Origin of the sequence: Dolomitihabitans soli (assembly GCF_022213955.1) — a bacterium.
GTDB lineage: Bacteria > Actinomycetota > Actinomycetes > Streptosporangiales > Streptosporangiaceae > Streptosporangium_A > Streptosporangium_A soli.
The window spans coordinates 22,009-39,592 of record NZ_JAKNTW010000019.1 but is presented as its reverse complement, the minus strand read 5'-3'; the positions used below and the strand labels follow the sequence as shown (position 1 = coordinate 39,592).

The 17,584-nt window shown below is 69.8% G+C and carries 15 protein-coding genes; 8 read left to right on the top strand and 7 right to left on the bottom strand.

Translation table 11 applies throughout. The annotated features are described in order from the left end of the window. The first annotated feature begins 23 nt into the window (after window positions 1–23). The 3 genes from MBA17_RS30425 to MBA17_RS30415 all read left to right on the top strand — a co-directional run bounded on the left by MBA17_RS30425 (window position 24) and on the right by MBA17_RS30415 (window position 3,078). Window positions 24–443 (top strand): DUF3151 domain-containing protein, encoded by a 420-nt coding sequence (locus MBA17_RS30425; protein ID WP_238500182.1) that lies wholly within the window; start codon window positions 24–26, stop codon window positions 441–443. A gap of 347 nt (window positions 444–790) precedes the next feature. After that, window positions 791–2,074 (top strand): adenylosuccinate synthase, encoded by a 1,284-nt coding sequence (locus MBA17_RS30420; protein WP_238500181.1) that lies wholly within the window; start codon window positions 791–793, stop codon window positions 2,072–2,074. Between the two features lie 77 nt (window positions 2,075–2,151). Continuing rightward, window positions 2,152–3,078 carry a glycerophosphodiester phosphodiesterase family protein gene (locus MBA17_RS30415; protein ID WP_238500180.1) on the top strand — a complete coding sequence of 309 codons (927 nt, stop codon included), beginning with the start codon at window positions 2,152–2,154 and terminating at the stop codon, window positions 3,076–3,078. Between the two features lie 164 nt (window positions 3,079–3,242). Here the strand turns inward: MBA17_RS30415 and MBA17_RS30410 are convergent, their stop codons facing one another. After that, window positions 3,243–4,352 (bottom strand): magnesium and cobalt transport protein CorA, encoded by a 1,110-nt coding sequence (locus MBA17_RS30410; RefSeq protein ID WP_238500179.1) that lies wholly within the window; start codon window positions 4,350–4,352, stop codon window positions 3,243–3,245. Between the two features lie 351 nt (window positions 4,353–4,703). Between MBA17_RS30410 and purD the strand changes: the two genes are divergently transcribed. The 5 genes from purD (at window position 4,704) to MBA17_RS30385 (ending at window position 10,778) form a co-directional block, all read left to right on the top strand. Next, the gene (purD, locus tag MBA17_RS30405; protein ID WP_238500178.1) at window positions 4,704–5,951 is read left to right on the top strand and encodes a phosphoribosylamine--glycine ligase; all 1,248 of its coding nucleotides are present in this window, start codon (window positions 4,704–4,706) and stop codon (window positions 5,949–5,951) included. Window positions 5,952–5,972: 21 nt separating this feature from the next. Further along, a complete protein-coding gene (locus MBA17_RS30400) occupies window positions 5,973–6,809 on the top strand; it encodes a phosphoribosylaminoimidazolesuccinocarboxamide synthase (RefSeq protein ID WP_238500177.1) in 837 nt (278 codons plus the stop codon). 148 nt (window positions 6,810–6,957) lie between these two features. Further along, a complete protein-coding gene (gene murA / locus MBA17_RS30395; RefSeq protein ID WP_238500176.1) occupies window positions 6,958–8,226 on the top strand; it encodes a UDP-N-acetylglucosamine 1-carboxyvinyltransferase in 1,269 nt (422 codons plus the stop codon). Window positions 8,227–8,424: 198 nt separating this feature from the next. After that, complete coding sequence (locus MBA17_RS30390) at window positions 8,425–9,714, top strand: GTP cyclohydrolase IIa (RefSeq protein WP_238500408.1); 1,290 nt, start codon at window positions 8,425–8,427, stop codon at window positions 9,712–9,714. A 113-nt stretch (window positions 9,715–9,827) separates the two neighbouring features. Next, window positions 9,828–10,778 (top strand): EamA family transporter, encoded by a 951-nt coding sequence (locus tag MBA17_RS30385; RefSeq protein ID WP_238500175.1) that lies wholly within the window; start codon window positions 9,828–9,830, stop codon window positions 10,776–10,778. A gap of 411 nt (window positions 10,779–11,189) precedes the next feature. On the opposite strand, the gene hisC is transcribed toward MBA17_RS30385, so the two are convergent. From hisC to MBA17_RS30360, 6 genes are all read right to left on the bottom strand, one after another. Beyond that, a complete protein-coding gene (gene hisC / locus MBA17_RS30380; RefSeq protein WP_238500174.1) occupies window positions 11,190–12,251 on the bottom strand; it encodes a histidinol-phosphate transaminase in 1,062 nt (353 codons plus the stop codon). Between the two features lie 38 nt (window positions 12,252–12,289). Then, window positions 12,290–12,412, bottom strand: coding sequence for a hypothetical protein (locus MBA17_RS49740; protein ID WP_274386199.1), 123 nt, complete (start codon window positions 12,410–12,412; stop codon window positions 12,290–12,292). A gap of 183 nt (window positions 12,413–12,595) precedes the next feature. Then, window positions 12,596–13,261 carry an NUDIX hydrolase gene (locus MBA17_RS30375; RefSeq protein ID WP_238500173.1) on the bottom strand — a complete coding sequence of 222 codons (666 nt, stop codon included), beginning with the start codon at window positions 13,259–13,261 and terminating at the stop codon, window positions 12,596–12,598. A 31-nt stretch (window positions 13,262–13,292) separates the two neighbouring features. After that, window positions 13,293–15,083, bottom strand: a complete 1,791-nt coding sequence (locus MBA17_RS30370; RefSeq protein ID WP_238500172.1) for a DUF4434 domain-containing protein — start codon at window positions 15,081–15,083, stop codon at window positions 13,293–13,295. A gap of 40 nt (window positions 15,084–15,123) precedes the next feature. Continuing rightward, a complete protein-coding gene (locus MBA17_RS30365) occupies window positions 15,124–16,212 on the bottom strand; it encodes a glycosyltransferase (protein WP_238500171.1) in 1,089 nt (362 codons plus the stop codon). A 12-nt stretch (window positions 16,213–16,224) separates the two neighbouring features. Further along, window positions 16,225–17,487 carry a nucleotide sugar dehydrogenase gene (locus MBA17_RS30360; protein ID WP_455432887.1) on the bottom strand — a complete coding sequence of 421 codons (1,263 nt, stop codon included), beginning with the start codon at window positions 17,485–17,487 and terminating at the stop codon, window positions 16,225–16,227. Between the last annotated feature and the right edge of the window lie 97 nt (window positions 17,488–17,584).

Here is a 17,584-nt window from a genome sequence, read left to right as displayed (position 1 = left end):
TTTCAACGGGTAAGACTGTCTGCATGGACACGCACGACAACCTTCTCGCCGGGCCGCCGCCCACCCAGTTGCCCGACCTCGACGAGGCCAGGGAGGCACTGGAGGCCGGCGCGAAGCCCGCCGACGTCGCCGCCCGCTTCCCCGCCTACTCCGCCGCCTGGGCCGATCTCGCGGACGAGGCGTTCAGCACGGGCCACGCCGTGACCTCCTACGCCTTCGCGCGCACCGGCTACCACCGCGGCCTCGACCAGCTACGCCGCGCCGGCTGGAAGGGCCACGGTCCCATCCCCTGGGACCACGAGCCCAACCGCGGCTTCCTCCGCTGCCTGCACGCCCTGGCCAGAGCCGCCCTCGCCATCGGCGAGAAGGAAGAAGCAGAACGCTGCTCCCAGTTCCTCAAAGACTCCAGCCCCGCCGCCACAACCGCCCTCAACGGCACCTGATCCTGCTCAAGGCGACGCTGCGCGTCGCGGTTCGGGCGCTCACATCCGGCGGCTTCCCTCGTCGTTCATCCGCTCCTTCGTCGCTCCTTCACTCCTCAGTCCAGCCACCGGCGCGCCCGAACAGAAGAACTTGGCTCGCTTCTCAGCCAGCCGCCGGTGTGCCCGAGGGAAGGGCTTGGCTCGTTTGGAGGGTGGGAGCCGAGGTCCAGGCTGCTTGATGCAACGCGTGGCATCAAGCAGCCCGGATCGCGACGCGCAGCGTCGCATTTAAACAGGTAGAGTCACTGTGCAAGAGCCCCTTTCGCGCTTGCGTCAGGGGTTTCGTTTTGTGCTGGGGAGTGTAAGCAATGCCGGCTGTCGTTCTCGTGGGTGCCCAGTGGGGCGATGAGGGCAAGGGCAAAGCCACCGACCTGCTGGGCGGCGACGTCGATTACGTGGTCCGCTACCAGGGTGGCAACAACGCCGGGCACACGGTCGTGATCGGTGATCAGAAGTATGCGCTGCATCTGTTGCCGACCGGTGTGCTCTCGCCTGAGGTGGTGCCGGTCATCGGCAACGGGGTGGTGATCGACCCCGGGGTGCTGCTGGAGGAGATCGACGGGCTGAAGGCCCGCGGGATCTCCTGTGAGCGCCTGCTGATCTCGGCCAACGCGCACCTGATCATGCCTCACCACAAGGCGCTCGACAAGGTCAGCGAGCGCTACCTGGGCAAGGCCAAGATCGGCACCACCGGCCGCGGCATCGGTCCCGCCTACGGCGACAAGATCGCCCGGATCGGCGTCCGGGTCCAGGACCTGCTCGACCCGGGCATCCTGAGCCAGAAGATCGAGGCCGCGCTCAACGAGAAGAACCAGGTGCTGACCAAGGTCTACAACCGCAGAAGCATCGACCCGGCCAAGGTCCTCGACGAGTACCTCGCGTACGCCGACCGGCTCAAGCCGCACATCTCCGACACCTCGCTGGTCCTCGCCAAGGCGCTCGACGACGGCAAGGTGGTGCTGCTGGAGGGCGGGCAGGGCAACCTGCTCGACATCGACCACGGCACCTACCCGTTCGTGACGTCCTCCTCGCCGACGTCCGGCGGGGCGTGCGGGGGCTCGGGCATCCCGCCGACCAGGCTCACCCGGGTGATCGGCATCCTGAAGGCGTACACCACCCGCGTCGGCTCGGGCCCGTTCCCGACCGAACTCACCGACGACATGGGCGAGTGGCTGCGTCAAACCGGCGGCGAGTACGGCACGACCACCGGGCGCAACCGCCGCTGCGGCTGGTTCGACGCGGTCATCGCCCGCTACGCGACCCGCATCAACGGCGTCACCGACTTCTTCCTCACCAAGCTCGACGTCCTCTCCGGCCTGGAGCGGATCCCCGTCTGCGTCGCCTACGAGATCGACGGCGTGCGTCACGACGAGATCCCGATGACGCAGACCGACTTCCACCACGCCAAGCCGATCTACGAGGAGTTCCCCGGCTGGCAGGAGGACATCACCGAGGCGAAGACGTTCGACGACCTTCCCGCCAACGCCCAGGCGTACGTCCGGGTGCTGGAGGAGATGAGCGGCGCCGCCATCTCCGCGATCGGCGTCGGCCCCGGCCGCACCCAGACACTGCAACTCCGGCCGCTCATCTGACGTTTCGTTACGGCTCGCGCCCGGTTGGCGCGAGCCGTAACGCATGATTCGGACACCCGGGCTGTATGGTCCCAGGTGTGCATGTCGAGATCCACGGACACCGGGGAGCCAGAGGGCTCAGGCCGGAAAACACGCTCCCGGGGTTACTCCACGCGTTGGAGGTCGGCGTAGACGCGCTTGAGTTCGACCTCGCGCTCACCGCCGACCGCCGCCTGGTGCTCACTCACGATCTTACGGTGTCGCCGGTGACCAGCGCCGACACCCGCCCCGCCCACCACGGCGATCCCGTCTTCCCCTACGTCGGCAGCCCGGTCAACTCGCTCACGCTGGCCCAGTTGCGCACGCTCGACTGCGGGGTCCGCTTCCCGCGCCATCCCGACGATCCGTTCACGCTGACCCAGGTGGCGTTGCCGGCCACCCGGATGCCGACCTTCGGGGCCGTGCTGGGCCTCGTCGCGGCCTACGACGCCGACGACGTCCGGCTGCACGTCGAGCTGAAGTCCGATCCGACCCGGCCGGAGCTGACCGCCGATCCGGCGGAGTTCACCGCGATGGTGGTCGACGAGCTCGATCGGCACGACAGGCTCGGCGGCGCGGCGATCCTCAGCTTCGACTGGCGGATTCTGTCGGCCGCGGTCACGATGGCGCCGGGCACACCGCGTTTCGCGCTCGTCGAGCGGGCCACGATGGACAGCGCCTGGCTCGACGGGATCGAACTGGCCGACTTCGGCGGCGATCTCGCCGCCGCCGCGGCCTCGGTGGGCGCCACCACCCTCTCGCCGGAGCACGCGCTGGTCGAGGAGCGGTTGATGGCGGGCGCCGAGCAGGCGGGGATCCCCGTCGTGCCGTGGACCGTCAACGACCCCGCACGCGCCGCACAACTGATCGACCTGGGCGTGGCCGGAGTGGTGACCGACTATCCCGACCGCATGCGCCGGCTCTGGACGGACCGCGGGCTGGCCGTACCCGAACCGGTCCGCCCGCTCCGGCCGGTCGCGGTCTGATCGGACCCCACAGCCCGGTGAACCTGATCCGAATGCGGCCGGCCCGTCTGGCCGAGGAGCCGGGCGGGAAGGCCGTGGTCACACCGAGCAGGACCGCCGCCATGGTCCCGACCGCGCGAACGGCAAGCCCAACCAGGCTGACCGAGCACGGCAAGTCGAAAGGGTCAGAGCCAGCCGTTACGGCGGAAGCCGCGATACAGCAGCGAGCACACGAGCAGCATGGCCCCGATGATCATCGGGTAGCCGAGGACCCAGGTCGTCTCCGGCATGAAGTCGAAGTTCATCCCGTAGACGCCCGCGATCATCGTGGGCGCGGCCATGATGGCGACCCAGGAGGAGATCTTGCGCATGTCCTCGTTGGCCAGCGCGTTCGAGCGGGCCAGCGCGGCCTGCAGGATGGAGTTGCACAGCTCGTTCGACGCCTCGACCTGCTCGCACACCCGCGAGAGGTGGTCGCCGACGTCGCGGAAGTAGTCGCGCATCTCCGTCGGGATCATGCGCCGCTGCGGCAGCGCGCCCAGCGGGGCCTGGAGCGGGGTGACCGCCCGCTTCATCTCGATCATCTCGCGCTTGAGGTGGTAGATCCGGCCGATGTCGCGGGAGCTCACGTCGGCGAAGACGGTGGCCTCCACCTCTTCCAGCTCCTCCTGCATCAGGTCGGACACCGCGAGGTACCGGTCCACGACGTGGTCGGCTATGGCGTGGAGCACGCCGACCGGGCCGCGGCCGATCAGCTTCGGCTTCTCCTCCAGCCGCTGCCGTACCTCGGTCAGCGGGCAGTGCCGCCCGTGCCGCACCGTCACCACGAAGTCGGCGCCGACGAACACCATGATCTCACCGGTGGCGATGATCTCGGTGGTGTCGCTCATGACCTCGTGTTCGAGGTAGGCCACGGTCTTCAGCACGGCGAAGAGGGACTCGCCGTACCTTTCGACCTTGGGCCGCTGGTGTGCCTTGACCGCGTCTTCGACGGCGAGGGGGTGCAGGCCGAACACCTCGGCCAGCCACTCGACCTCGGGCGCCTTCGGTTCGTGCAGGCCGACCCAGACGTAGGCCCCGCTCCTGCCGGCCTCGTTGTGTGCCCGCACCAGGTCGAGGGCCTCGACGATGGTGCCGGCGGCGACCTTCCGGCCGGCGATGTAGGCGGCGAACTCCACGAGCGACTCGCTCGGCGGCACGCAGGCGCCGTTCACCCGCTCAGCCGCGGGTGGGGTGGCCGTCTTGAGCCGCCCGTGCGAGACGCGGGGGTGGCGGCTGATCCTCGGAAAGATCATAGGTGAGCGCATGGCGGTCCCTTCCCGCCCGACCTGGCAGGATCCACGCGCGACGCGAAGTCACCTCGACGTCAGTCGACAGAGCGCGAGAAGGTCCAGATCAAGCGACCGAATTGGAGTGGTCGGGGGTGCGCACGACGCACGTGCGCGAGCACGTACTGCACGGATCACCAGGATTCATCCCGGACCACCTCCAATCGTCAAGAGACCGCAAAGCCGCCCCAACTTACCACAGGACGACTCGCCAGGCCCGTAGTGTACCCCGCACGACTGCCTAGATCATGCGTTCCCCGCAATGCGCGCCCCCACTCCGCCCGTTGCCGTCACCCGCCGACCGATAGGCTCGGCCACGTGCGCGTACTAGTGATTGGAAGCGGCGGCCGCGAGCACGCTCTGTGCCGGGCGCTGGAGGCCGACTCCCAGGTGACGGAGGTGCACTGCGCCCCCGGCAACGCCGGGATCGGCCAGATCGCCACTCTGCACGCGGTGGACCCCGCCGACCCCGCGGGCGTCACCGCGCTGGCGGAGCGGCTGTCCGCCGACCTCGTGGTGGTCGGGCCCGAGGCGCCCCTGGTGGCCGGGGTCGCCGACGCGGTCAGGGCCGTGGGCATCCCGTGCTTCGGCCCGTCGGCGCAGGCGGCGCGGATCGAGGGCTCCAAGGCGTTCGCCAAGGAGATCATGGTCGCGGCCGGCGTGCCCACCGCCGCCTCCCGCGTCTGCTCGACCCCCGGCGAGGTGGCCGCCGCCCTCGACGAGTACGGCACGCCGTACGTGGTGAAGGACGACGGGCTGGCCGCCGGCAAGGGCGTGGTGGTCACCGGTGACCGCGCCGAGGCCCTGGCGCACGCGGCGGCCTGCGGGCGGGTCGTCGTGGAGGAGTTCCTCGCCGGGCCGGAGGTCTCGCTGTTCGCGTTGTGCGACGGCACGACCGCCGTGCCGCTCCGCCCGGCACAGGACTTCAAGCGGGCCTACGACGACGACGCGGGCCCCAACACCGGCGGCATGGGCGCCTACACGCCGCTGCCCTGGGCCGACGAGGACCTGGCCGACCAGGTGATGCGCCTCGTCGTGCAGCCCACCATCGACGAGCTGGCCCGTCGCGGCCTGCCGTACGTCGGGGTGCTCTACGCGGGGCTCGCGCTGACGGCGGACGGGCCGCAGGTGATCGAGTTCAACGCGCGCTTCGGCGACCCGGAGACCCAGGTGGTGCTCGACCTGCTGGCGACGCCGCTGGCGGGGCTGCTGATGGCGTGCGCGACCGGCAAGCTCGACGGGTTCCCGCCGCTGACCTACCGGGGCGGCGCCTCGGTGACCGTCGTCCTCGCGGCGGAGAACTACCCGGGCGACCCCGTCAAGGGCGACGTGATCGAGGGGCTCGACGCCGAGGTGGAAGACTCCTACGTGCTGCACGCCGGCACCGCGCTCGACGAGGCGGGCCGGGTGGTCTCGGCCGGCGGGCGGGTGCTCGACGTCGTCGGCACCGGCCCCGACCTGGAGTCGGCCCGCAAGGTGGCCTACGACGCCCTCGGCCGGATCCGGCTGCGCGGCGCCCACCACCGGTCCGACATCGCGGCCAGGGTCACCGGCGGCACGCTCTAGAACACACTCTAGAATTCACTGGTGAAACACCTGCACTCCGGCAAGATCCGCGATCTCTACGAGACCGACGAGGGTCTCCTGCTGATGGTCGCCTCCGACCGGATCTCCGCCTTCGACTACGTCCTGGAGCCAGACATCCCCGACAAGGGGAAGATTCTCACCCAGATGTCCCAGTGGTGGTTCGAGCAGCTCGCCGAGGTGGTTCCCAACCACATGGTCGCGCCGGGCCCCGACGGGCGCAGCGTGCTGTGCCGGCCGCTGCGCATGGTCCCGGTGGAGTGTGTGGCGCGGGGTTACCTCGCGGGTTCCGGGCTGACCGACTACCGCCGTTCCGGCACGGTCTCGGGCGTACGGCTGGAGCTGGGCCTCGAAGACGGCTCACGGCTCGCCGAACCGATCTTCACTCCCTCCACGAAGGCCCCCGTCGGGGAGCACGACGAGCCGATCACCTTCGAGCAGGTGGCGGCCGAGGTCGGCGACGACGTGGCCGCCGAGCTGCGGCGGATCACCCTCGCGGTCTACACGCGCGGTGCGGAGATCGCCCGCGAGCGCGGCATCATCCTGGCCGACACGAAGATCGAGCTGGGCTGGGACTCCGAGGGCGTGCTGACCCTCGGCGACGAGGTGCTGACGCCCGACTCCTCCAGGTTCTGGCCGCTCGACGGCTGGCGGCCGGGACGCGCGCAGCCGTCCTTCGACAAGCAGTTCGTGCGCGACTGGCTCCTCTCCCCCGCCTCGGGCTGGGACCGCGACTCCGGCGAGGCGCCGCCCCGACTGCCCGACGACGTCGTGACACGCTCCAGAGAGCGCTACATCGAAGCCTACGAGCGTCTCACGGGCCACACCTGCCCCACATAGCCAGACGGACGAATCGGCCGGTTCAGCGCCGTACAGCGGCTACTGTTGGCGCGGACGACCCGGGCCGGCGCTCACTCGTTGTACGAGTCACATCCGCAGCCGCTCGTTAGACGAGTCATATTCATTTACTGCCAAGGAGCTTGACCGAATGGTCCGTTATCGCGTGCGCGGTGGCAACGCACTGCGTGGAACAGCTTTCATCCAGGGTGCGAAGAACGCCGTGCTGCCGATGATCGGCGCGGCCCTGCTGGCCGCCGAAGGCCGCACGGTACTCCGCAACGTGCCCATCATCGAGGACGTACGGCGGGCGGTGGAGCTCGCCGAGTCGGTGGGCGCCCGCGTCGAACTGCACGAGTCCGAGCGGACCCTGGTGATCGACGCCTCGCAGCTGAAGAGCCCGGTGCTGCCCGCCGAGATCGCCCGCCGCTTCCGCGGTTCGGTGCTGTTCGTGCCCGCCCTGCTGCACCGGCTGGGCGAGGCGATCATCGAGGGCGTGGGCGGCTGCAACCTGGGGAGCCGCAACCTCGACTTCCACTACCTCGGCTACAAGCGCCTGGGGGCCGTCGTCGACGAGGGTGACACGGTCATCCACGTGAAGGCGGCCGGCCTGACCGGCGCGCCCCTCTACCTCGACACCCCCTCGCACACCGGCACCGAGAACCTGATCATGGCGGCCGCCCTGGCACGCGGCACCACCGTGATCGAGAACGCGGCGCTGGAGCCCGAGGTCCTCGACGTGATCGACATGCTGACCCGGATGGGCGCCAAGATCAGCGGCGGCGGCACCGGGTTCATCACCGTCGAAGGCGTCGACGAGCTGCGCGCGGTCGAGCACCGGGTGATGCCCGACCGGCTCGACGCCGGCGTGTTCGCGATGGCCGCGGCGATCACCGGCGGCGAGGTCAACCTGGTCGGCGCCGACCTCGACCACCTCGGCGTCGTGCGCTGGAAGCTGGAGCAGATGGGCGTCGACTTCGCCGACCACGGCGCGGTGCTCCAGGTCCGCCGCGACCGGCTGCTCCGCCCGATCAACGTGATCACCGACACCTACCCCGGCTTCGCCACCGACCTCCAGTCGCCGATCATGACCGTGGCCTGCCTCGCCGACGGCGCGAGCTACATCCACGAGCGCATCTTCGACGGCCGCTTCGCGCTGAGCGGCGAACTGAACCGGATGGGGGCCAAGGTCGAGATCGAGGGCAGCCGCGCGGTCGTCCACGGCCCGACTCCGCTCGTCGGCACGGACGTCACAGCGCACGATCTTCGATCGGGCATCGCCCTGGTTCTCGCCGGGCTGGCCGCCGAGGGTGAGACCGTGATCTCCAACGGTTATCTCATCGACCGCGGCCACGCGCATCTGGCCGAGCGGATGCAGGCTCTGGGAGCCGATGTCCAACGAGAGATTTCAACAACTTAAAAGGCCAGGTTTACACGTCTGACCAGGATCTTTACCGCAACTCCAGCTCGGTCGAACCGTATTTCGGAAAATCCGGGCGTGACATTATGGCCCTCGCGAGCGATCGTTCCAAAGAGAGCACTGCAACGGACGGCAGGAATGGGACGAACATTGGTCGAGCGGGGCGAAGAAACTCCCCGAGTGTCACGCCCGGGCACCATGACACCGGACCTCACCATCGGGGTGGTGGGGCCACATGATCTGGTCGAGCGCGTGATGCTCATGGGGCATGCAGCGGCACCGTTGCCGTGCCGCCTCGTGGCAGCCGCCTATCGTGATGAACAGGAGGCGGCAGACAAAGTGACACGGTTGGGACCAGGCGTCGACGCGTGCCTGTTCGCCAGCCCTGTCCCCTACGAGCTGGCAAGGCGAGCAGGCGTGCTGACGATGCCCGCCACCTACGTGCAACTCGGCGGGGCGGCACTCGTGGCGGCACTGGCGAGGGCCGCGATCGACGAGCGCATCGATCCGCAGCGGGTCAGCATCGACGTGCTCACCCGGCCCGAAGTAGAGGAGGCGTATTCCGACCTCGGGCTGGCGAGCGCCGAGGTGCACAGCCGGGACGAGCCGGGCGCGACGGGCACCATCGCCGCCTACCACGAACGGCTCGCCCGTCAGGGCGCCACCAGCGGGGCCCTCACCTGCCTGCCGGCGGTGGCGGAGCGCCTGCAGACGGCCTCGATCCCGGTGATCAGGATCAGGGCCACCTCGGCGGCGGTCCGCACGGCACTGCACACGGCCGCACTCCTCGGCGCCCATCACAGGCTGGAGGAGTCGCAGCTCACCGTGGTGCTGGTCGAGGTGCCCACCCTACGAGAACCGGTACGGCGAGCCGCTCCGCGCTACTGGCGGGACGAGTTACGGCTCTCGCTGCACCGGCTGCTGGTACAGGAGGCCAACCGGATCAACGCGACGGTGTGGCCCATCGACGACCACAGCTATCTCGTCACGGCCACCCGTGGTTCGGTGGCGGCGGCGACCGACGGTTTCCGAGTCCTGCCGTTCGCCGGCCGGATCAGGGACGAGCTCGGCCTGGCGGTGGAGGTGGGCGTCGGCATGGGCCGGACCACGCACGACGCGGAGAGCCATGCCAGGGCCGCGCTGGCCCGCACCCAGGCGGGCAAACAGGCCCAGGGTTTCGCGGTCGACCGTGAGGGCCGGGCGCTGGTGCCCGCCCCGCGTATGCCTCCGCAAGGGGCCGGGCCCATCAAGCCCAAGGGCGTCGAGGTGCTGGCTCGCCTCGCCGCCAAGCTGGAGGGTGGCGACACGGTGGTCGACGCGGAGAGTGCCGGGCGAATGCTCGGCGTCACTCCTCGTACGGCCCGCCGTCTGCTGCGCACGCTGGTTGACGAGGGACTCGCGTGGCCGCTGCCGCCCAACCGCACTCCGCAACCGGGCCGGCCCCGGCAGCTCTATCGGCTGATCGTGGAGAAACTGGGCACTCGCTGAAGCCGATCTGGTCACCCGTCGTCCCGACACGATGGGTGGCCAGACCGGAATCCGCATGCCAGGTCGGATACCCGCAGGCGTTTTGTCGGAATCACCCGATACTGTAATGAGCTATGGGGGATGACGCTGCTGTCCGACGTAAGGCACTCCTGGTCTGGGGGGCGCTGGCGACCGTCTGCGTGGTGTGGGGGTCGACCTACCTCGGGATCGCGATCGCCATCGAGTCCATCCCGCCGCTGCTCAGCGGCGCGATGCGGTTCGTGCTCGCCGCTCCCCTGCTCGCGCTGATCCTGCTGCTGATCAAAGGACGCGCCGCCCTCCGCATGTCGGCCAAGGAGTTCGGCGGGGCCGCGCTGGCCGGGTTCCTGCTGCTGACCGGCGGCAACGGCATGGTGGCGGTGGCGGAGCAGCACATCTCCTCGGGCATGGCGGCGCTGCTCGTCGCCTCGATACCGCTCTGGCTGGTCATCTTCCGGATCGCCACCAGGGACCGGCCGCGGGTGCTGTCACTGGCCGGGGTGCTCGTCGGGTTCTGCGGCGTGGCCGGGCTGTCCCTCACGGGCGGGACCGGCGGGTCCAGCGGCGAGGGCATCGCCATCATCCTCCTGGCCACGCTGTCGTGGTCGGCGGGCTCCTTCATCTCCTCGCGGGTCCCGATGCCCGCCAACCCGTTCGCGGCCAGCTCGGTCGAGATGCTCGTCGGCGGCACGGCGCTCGCCGTACTCGGCCTGGCACTGGGCGAGCGCGCCGACCTCGCCGAGATCTCCACCCGCTCCTGGGCGGCTCTCGCCTACCTGATCCTGGTCGGCTCCCTCATCGGGTTCACGTCCTACGTGTGGCTGCTCGGCAACGCCCCGATCTCGCTGGTCGCCACCTACGCCTACGTGAACCCGGTCGTGGCGGTCCTGCTGGGCGTGCTGATCCTCGGCGAGCACGTCACCGCGCCGATGATCGTCGCCGGCCTGGTCATCGTCGTCGGCGTCGCCCTCGTCGTCTCCACCGAACGCCGCCGCCGCTCCCTCCCGCCCACCCCGGTCACGGAACCGGAGCTCACCCGAAGCTGACCTCAAGTCGGCGACATGAGCGTCGCCGACATTTATGTCGGCGACGTCGATGTCGCCGACATTGATGTCGGTTAGTGTGAGCCACATGAGCTTCGTCGGCCGTCGTGCGCAACTGTCCACGTCTGCGCGAGAGAGTCGATCTTCAATGTTCCCCCCGGAACGCTGAGCGTCACCGCGGCCGACATCTTCACACCCGCCCCCTAAAGCGGTGGCTCGACAAATGCATGAACTCTACGCATCTTGGGTCAGGAACTGGACGAATTCACGGGTCAGCACCCGACAAAGTCACGGGTCAGCACCAGACAAAGTCACGGACCGGCACCTGACAAAACCATGGGTCGGCACTGGACGAATCCATGGGTCGCGGTCTGACCGAATCAGGGTTCGCTCTTGGACGAACCACGACGCCGCTCAGCGGGGGCTGAAACCGGCGGCGGCGGTGAGGAAGGCGTCGTTGGCGTCGGGGTCGCCGATGGAGACGCGGGCGCCCTCCGGGTGGAAGGGGCGTACGGCGACGCCCTCGGCGGCGCAGGCCTCGGCGAAGGCGGCGGTGTCGTCGCCGAGCCGGAGCCAGATGAAGTTGGCCTCGCTGGCGGGGACGGTCCAGCCCTGGGCGATGAGGGTCTCGCGGACCCGGGTGCGCTCCTTGACGACCGCGTCGACCCGTTCGAGGAGCTCGTCCTCGGCGGCGAGCGACGCGAGGGCGGCGGCCTGGGCGAGGTGGTTGATGGCGAAGGGCACCATGACCTTCCTGACGGCCGCCGCGACGGGCTCGTGGCCGATCAGGTAGCCGACGCGCAGGCCCGCCAGGCCGTACGCCTTGGAGAAGGTGCGCAGGACCGCGACGTTGGGGCGGTCGGGGTAGAGGGTCAGGCCGTCGGGGACGTCGACGTCCCTGACGTACTCGCGGTAGGCCTCGTCGAGGACGACCAGGACGTCGGCCGGCACCCGGTCGAGGAAGGACTCCAGTTCGGCGCGGCGGACCGCGGTGCCGGTCGGGTTGTTCGGGTTGCACACGAAGACGAGCCGGGTCCTGGGGGTGATCGCCTCGGCCATGGCGTCGAGGTCGTGCGTCTCGCCGGTGAGCGGCACCTTGACGGAGGTCGCCCCGGCCAGGTCGGCGAGCAGCGGGTACGCCTCGAAGGAGCGCCAGGCGTAGATCACCTCGGCGCCGGGCTCGCCCACCGTCGCGAGGAGCTGCTGGGCGACCGTCACCGAGCCCGCGCCGAGCGCGACGTGCTCGGCCGGCACGTCGAAGCGCCCGGCGATCGCCTCGGTGAGACGGACCGCCGCCGGGTCGGGGTAGCGGTGCATCTCCCTGGCCGCCGCCGCCACCGCGTCCACCACGGAGGGCAGCGGGTCGTACGGCGTCTCGTTGGAGGACAGCTTGAACGACCGGCCGTCAGCGGACACCACGGCCTTGCCCGGCTTGTAGGACGGCATGGTGTCCAGAATCGTGCGGAAACGAGGCATGGCCACACGATAGTGGGCCGACCGGCAGGGGAGCCACGTCAGCCCGCCGTGAGCGGAACACGGCCCGGCGAGACGGCCCCCGGCAGCGGACCGGTCAGGCAGTGCGGCGGCGACTCGACGCGCGGCAGTTCGACGTGGCGGACCAGCGGCGGGCCGGACACGGCGATGCAGGCCGGACACGGCGATGCGGGGCGGCAAGGCTGCGCGGGGGGCAAGGCTGCGCGGAGTGGCAAGGCCGTGCGGAGTGGCAAGGCCGTGCGGGTGGCAAGGCGGTGCGGGGTGGCAGGGCGGTGCGGGCGGCAGGGCGGTGCGGGTGGCAAGGCGGTGCGGTGGACGGCGGTGGGCTACTCGCGGAGGGAGCGGAACATCGGCGGGTGGAGCAGTTCGGCGGGGCCGCGCCGGTACAGCTTGGCCGGGCGGCCGCCGTCGCGGGTGGTGCTGCCGCCGGTGGGCATCAGGAAGCCCTCGGCCTTGGTGACCTTGCGATGGAAGTTACGCGGGTCGAGGGCCCTGCCCCAGACGATCTCGTAGACCCTGCGCAGGTCGGCCACGGTGAACTCGGGCGGGCAGAACGCGGCGCCGAGCGAGGTGTACTCCAGCTTGGCGCGGGCCCGTTCGATGCCGTCGAGCATGATCCGCCGGTGGTCGAACGCCATCAGGTGCAGCGAGGCGACCGGCTGCCAGCTCATGTGCGCCTCGGTGGAGGCGGGCAGGTCGGGGGCCAGGCCCAGATAGGCGACGCTGACCACCCGCTGGCGGGGGTCGCGGTCGGGGTAACCGTACGTCTGGAGCTGTTCCAGGTGGACCGGCGCGCCCGGCAGCCCGGCACGTTCGGCGAGGACACGGCCGGCGGCGGCGGGAAGATCCTCGTCCAGGTGGATGAAGCCGCCCGACAGCGCCCAGCGGCCGACGTAGGGCGGACGATCGCGGCGCCAGACGAGCGCGCTCAACTCCTGGCAGCGGACGGTGAGGACGACCAGATCCACGCTGACGGGAATACGCGGGACCATGGCAGGCACGTTACACCGAAGTGGGCCGCCGTCAGGTCACCCGGACGTGCAGCGGCTCGGCGACGGCCCGTCCGTCGGGTGCCACGACGTCCACGTCGACCCACTCACCGTCGGGGACCTCCTCCCAGTCGAGCGGCACCCAGAGGGTCTGGATCCCGGCTGGCATGTCGGGCACGGGAGACGGGTCGAACCAGCCGACGGCGGTGACGTCCTGCACCTTCGGCGTCTGCAGGCCGTCCCAGGAGACGCTGACCCGGGTGCCGCCGATGTTGTAGCCGCGCACCTCGATGCCGTCCTGGATGCCGCGGTTCTTGCGGATCGCGTCGACCACGAGCGGCCGGTCGTGGTCGGCGGCGATCTGCTCCGACAGCGAAGGGGAGCCGCAGGTGAAGAAGTCGCTCCACATGTAGGAGATGACCTTGGACACGTAGCGGCCGGTGAGGGTCACGGCGGCGTCGAGGCGGGACTTGGTGGTGGCGCCGCGCGAGCCCTGGTTGCCGCACTGCGCCTCGCCCGAGGGCTCGAAGGCCTCCACGTTGGCCCACAGCTCCACGTGGTGGCCCTGCTCGACCATCTTCGCCCGGGACGCCGCCATCAGGCGGTAGTAGTCGCGGGTGGAGCCGTGGTAGGCCGTGCCGTACGTGGTCTCGCCGACGACGGAGCGCAGCGAGGCGTCCACGGGCTTGTCACGCTCGTCGGCCCAGTACAGCCCGACCTTGCCGGTGCCGCGGCTGTCCTGCGGGGCGATGATGCCGACGCCGGTGCGCACCAGGGCCTCGAAGCCCTGGGCCACCTGCTGGGGGGTCGACCCGAAGGCGACCCGTTTCCGGGCGTCCAAGTAGGGGCTGACGAGGATCGGCTTGCCGGGCAGTTCCTGCTCCACGATCTGGTGCTGCTCGGCGTAGACCCGCAGGGTCGGGTGGGTGTCCTGCATCTGCCGTAATTGCAGTTCGAAGGGCTGGTAGACGCCGCCCAGGGATTCCCGGTCGCGGTGCCGCACGCCGTAGTCCTGCAGGATGCGCCGGGTCAGCGTGGTGAGCGTGCCGATGTGCTCGGGGTCGGCGAACGTGGGCGAGTCCCTGTCGCGCGGGGCGAGCGGCAGTGCCGGGAAGACCTTCATGTGGAAGCGGTCGGCCAGGTCGAGCAGCTTGGTCAGGCTGTCGTCCGCGGCGGCGGCGACGAGGATCAGGTGATAGTCCCGCGGCTGGGAGGAGTAGTCGCAGCTGGCGTCGTCAGAGCCGTCCGCCGGCATGATCAGGCGGTGGTAGACGGTCTTCCCGACCGGGATCGAACGTTCCATCGAGGAGCAGCGGAAGATGTCGTCGCCGAACTGCTCGTCGGTCCGGTAGACGTAGACCTCGGTGATCTGGTTGCCGGAGTTGGCCTCCTCCAGATCGCGCCGGGCGTTCGCCACGCAGGTGAGCCCGTCCTCCTCGCACCTCTCGTACCTCGTGTCGATCTCGCCGTCCTTGTCGAGGATCCGGTCGTCGCCGTCGAGGCCGCGCGACTGCAGGCCGGTGCCGAGCCTGATGACCGTGTCGCCGCCGACCAGGTGGATGGCTTCGAGTTGCTTGCGCCAGGTGCACTGGTTGGAGGTGGGGACCAGCCAGTAACCCGTCACGGCGTACGGCGTGCGGGTGCCGGTGTCGAACGTCCCGCACGGGTCGGTGAAGACACTGGCCTCCGGCGTGGGGGTCGCCGATGGAGAGGACGAACTCTCCGCGGCGCTCCGCCGATCGGGTGGGTCGTCCGGAAGGACCAGAATGACGGCCGCCACAGCGGCGATGATCGCCACTCCCAGCACAACGGTGAGCCAGCGCACTTTCAGGAGGTTACCGCCCTCTAGATCTGTTGGACGTAAGCTACTTTTTCACGCCCGCCCACGACTCCAGCTGCGCCACGAACCGGCGCGCGGAGTTGGGCCAGTGGTGGTTGGCCCGAGCCGCCGCGTAGCCGCGTGCGCCCTGGGCCCGGCGCTCCCGCTCGTCGTCCCTGAGCGAGAGCACGGCCTGGGCCACGGCCTTGGCGTCCTGCCAGGGCACGATCACCCCGCTGTCGTAGCGTTCGACCAGCTCGACGGCGCGCGGCGACGGCGTGGTGATGACCGGGATGCCGTGCGCCATGTACTCAATGATCTTGGTCGGCATCGAGTGCCGGTAGTTCGGCTCGTCGTGCAGCAGCGACAGCCCGGCCAGCGCGCCGTCGAGCCGCTTCAGCGCCTCGTCGTTCGGCATGAAGTCACGCCACTCCAGCACGCCCTCCGCGACCGCCTGGTTGAGCACCGGCCGCGTCTGCGGGTCGGCGTAGCCGATCAGCTCGACCACCACCCGGTACGGCATCAGCAGCTTGGCGACCTCGATCGCCTCACGCACCCCCCGCGCCTCCGACAGCCAGCCGAGGTAGACCACCCGGTCGTCGCCGGGCGGGGCGACGTTGTCGGGCACCCACGTCTCGTTGGGCACGACCAGGTGCGCCTGCTTGAATCGGCCGGCGTAGGCGGTCTCGGCGAGCAACAGGTGCAGGTGACGCTCCGCCGTACCCTCCAGGAGGCGTGCCAGGGCGCGGACCGGGGGACGCAGGAGCGCGGGCAGCCACGGCTTGAGCGACAGGGTGGCCGGGGTGTCCTCGTGGACGTCCCAGACCACCGGGGGGCGTCTGCGTAATCCGACGACCGCGAACAGCAGCTCAGGGTCGTGGATGATCACCACGTCGACCTGGTCGCGCAGCCGCTTGAACACCCGGCGGGCCGCCCGCACGGCCGCGATCCTGCGCCGCTCCGCCGCGCGCGGCAGGTCGATGCCCGTCACCCACGACCGCGGCATCACACCACGGGCGGTGTACGGCGCGGCATACGTGACCTCATGACCGGCATCAACCAGCGCACGGATCTGCCTGTGCAGGATCCGGGCATCCTCTGGGTGATGCACCACCGTCATGACGAGCACGTGCACGCGCCGAACCCCCTAGAGCCGCTCGACGCGGTCGCCCTCGGCGAGGACGCCGCGGGTGTCGAGGACGAGACCGGCTCGCTCCTCCACGATCGAGAGATCGAAGATAGCGTGCTGCTGGAGCAACACGGTCACGTCCGCCTCCGCGACGGCGGCGGAGAGGTCCTCACGGCGAGGCACCTCCACCCCGTCCACCTGCCACTTCTTCACGTACGGGTCGACGAATACCAGTTCGGCGCCGAGTTCGAGAAGGGCACGGGCGAGGGGCAGGGCGGGCGTCTCACGCTCGTCGGCGATGTCGGGCTTGTAGGTGACGCCGAGGAGGGCCACCTTCGAGCCGTTGACGGCCTTGCGCTCCTTGTTCAGCAGCCGCTGGATGCGGGCCACCACGTAGTTGGGCATCCGCTCGTTGATCTCCTGCGCCAGCTCCACGAACCGGAACGGGTAGCCGAGGCGGCGTACCCGGTAGGAGAGGTAGCTGGGGTCGACCGGGATGCAGTGCCCGCCCACACCGGGGCCCGGCAGGAACTTCTGGAAGCCGAACGGCTTGGTGGACGCCGCCTCGATCGACTCCCACAGGTCGATGCCCAGTTCGTCGCAGAAGATCGCCATCTCGTTGACGAGGGCGATGTTCACGTGGCGGTAGGTGTTCTCGAGCAGCTTGGCCATCTCGGCCTCGCGGGTGCCGCTGACCGGAACGATCTGCTCGATGAAGCCGGCGTAGAAGGCGGTGGCGCGGTCCCGGCACTCGGCGGTGAACCCACCGACGACCTTCGGGGTGTTCCGCAGGCCGTACTTGGCGTTACCCGGGTCGATGCGCTCGGGCGAGAAGGCCAGATGGAAGTCGCGGCCCGCGACGAGACCCGACGCCTCAAGGAGCGGGCGGGCGATCTCGTCGGTCGTGCCGGGATAGGTCGTGGACTCCAGCACCACGAGGGTGCCGGCGGTGAGGTGCCGGGCGACGGCGCTGGTCGCGCCCTCCACGGACGACAGGTCCGGGCGGTGGTCCTCGTCGAGCGGAGTCGGCACGCAGATCACGATCGTACGGCTTCTGGCCAGCACCGACTCGTCGAGCGTGGCCGTGAAGCCGTTCTGCAGCATCCGGTCGAGATCGGCGTCGGTCAGGTCGTCGATGTATGAGCGGCCTGCGTTGAGCGCGTCCACCTTACCGGCGTCGACGTCGAGGCCGGCGACCCGCAGACCAGCGGCCGCAGCCTCTTTGGCCAGCGGCATACCGACGTACCCAAGACCGATGACGGCGAGATCAAACTCGTTCACGTGAAACCCTGGGGAGCCGGAAAGAACACTTCATGGTCGCAAAGGCTATCTCAAGTCGGCACGACCCACGCCTAATGTGTTTGAACGCGTCACATCC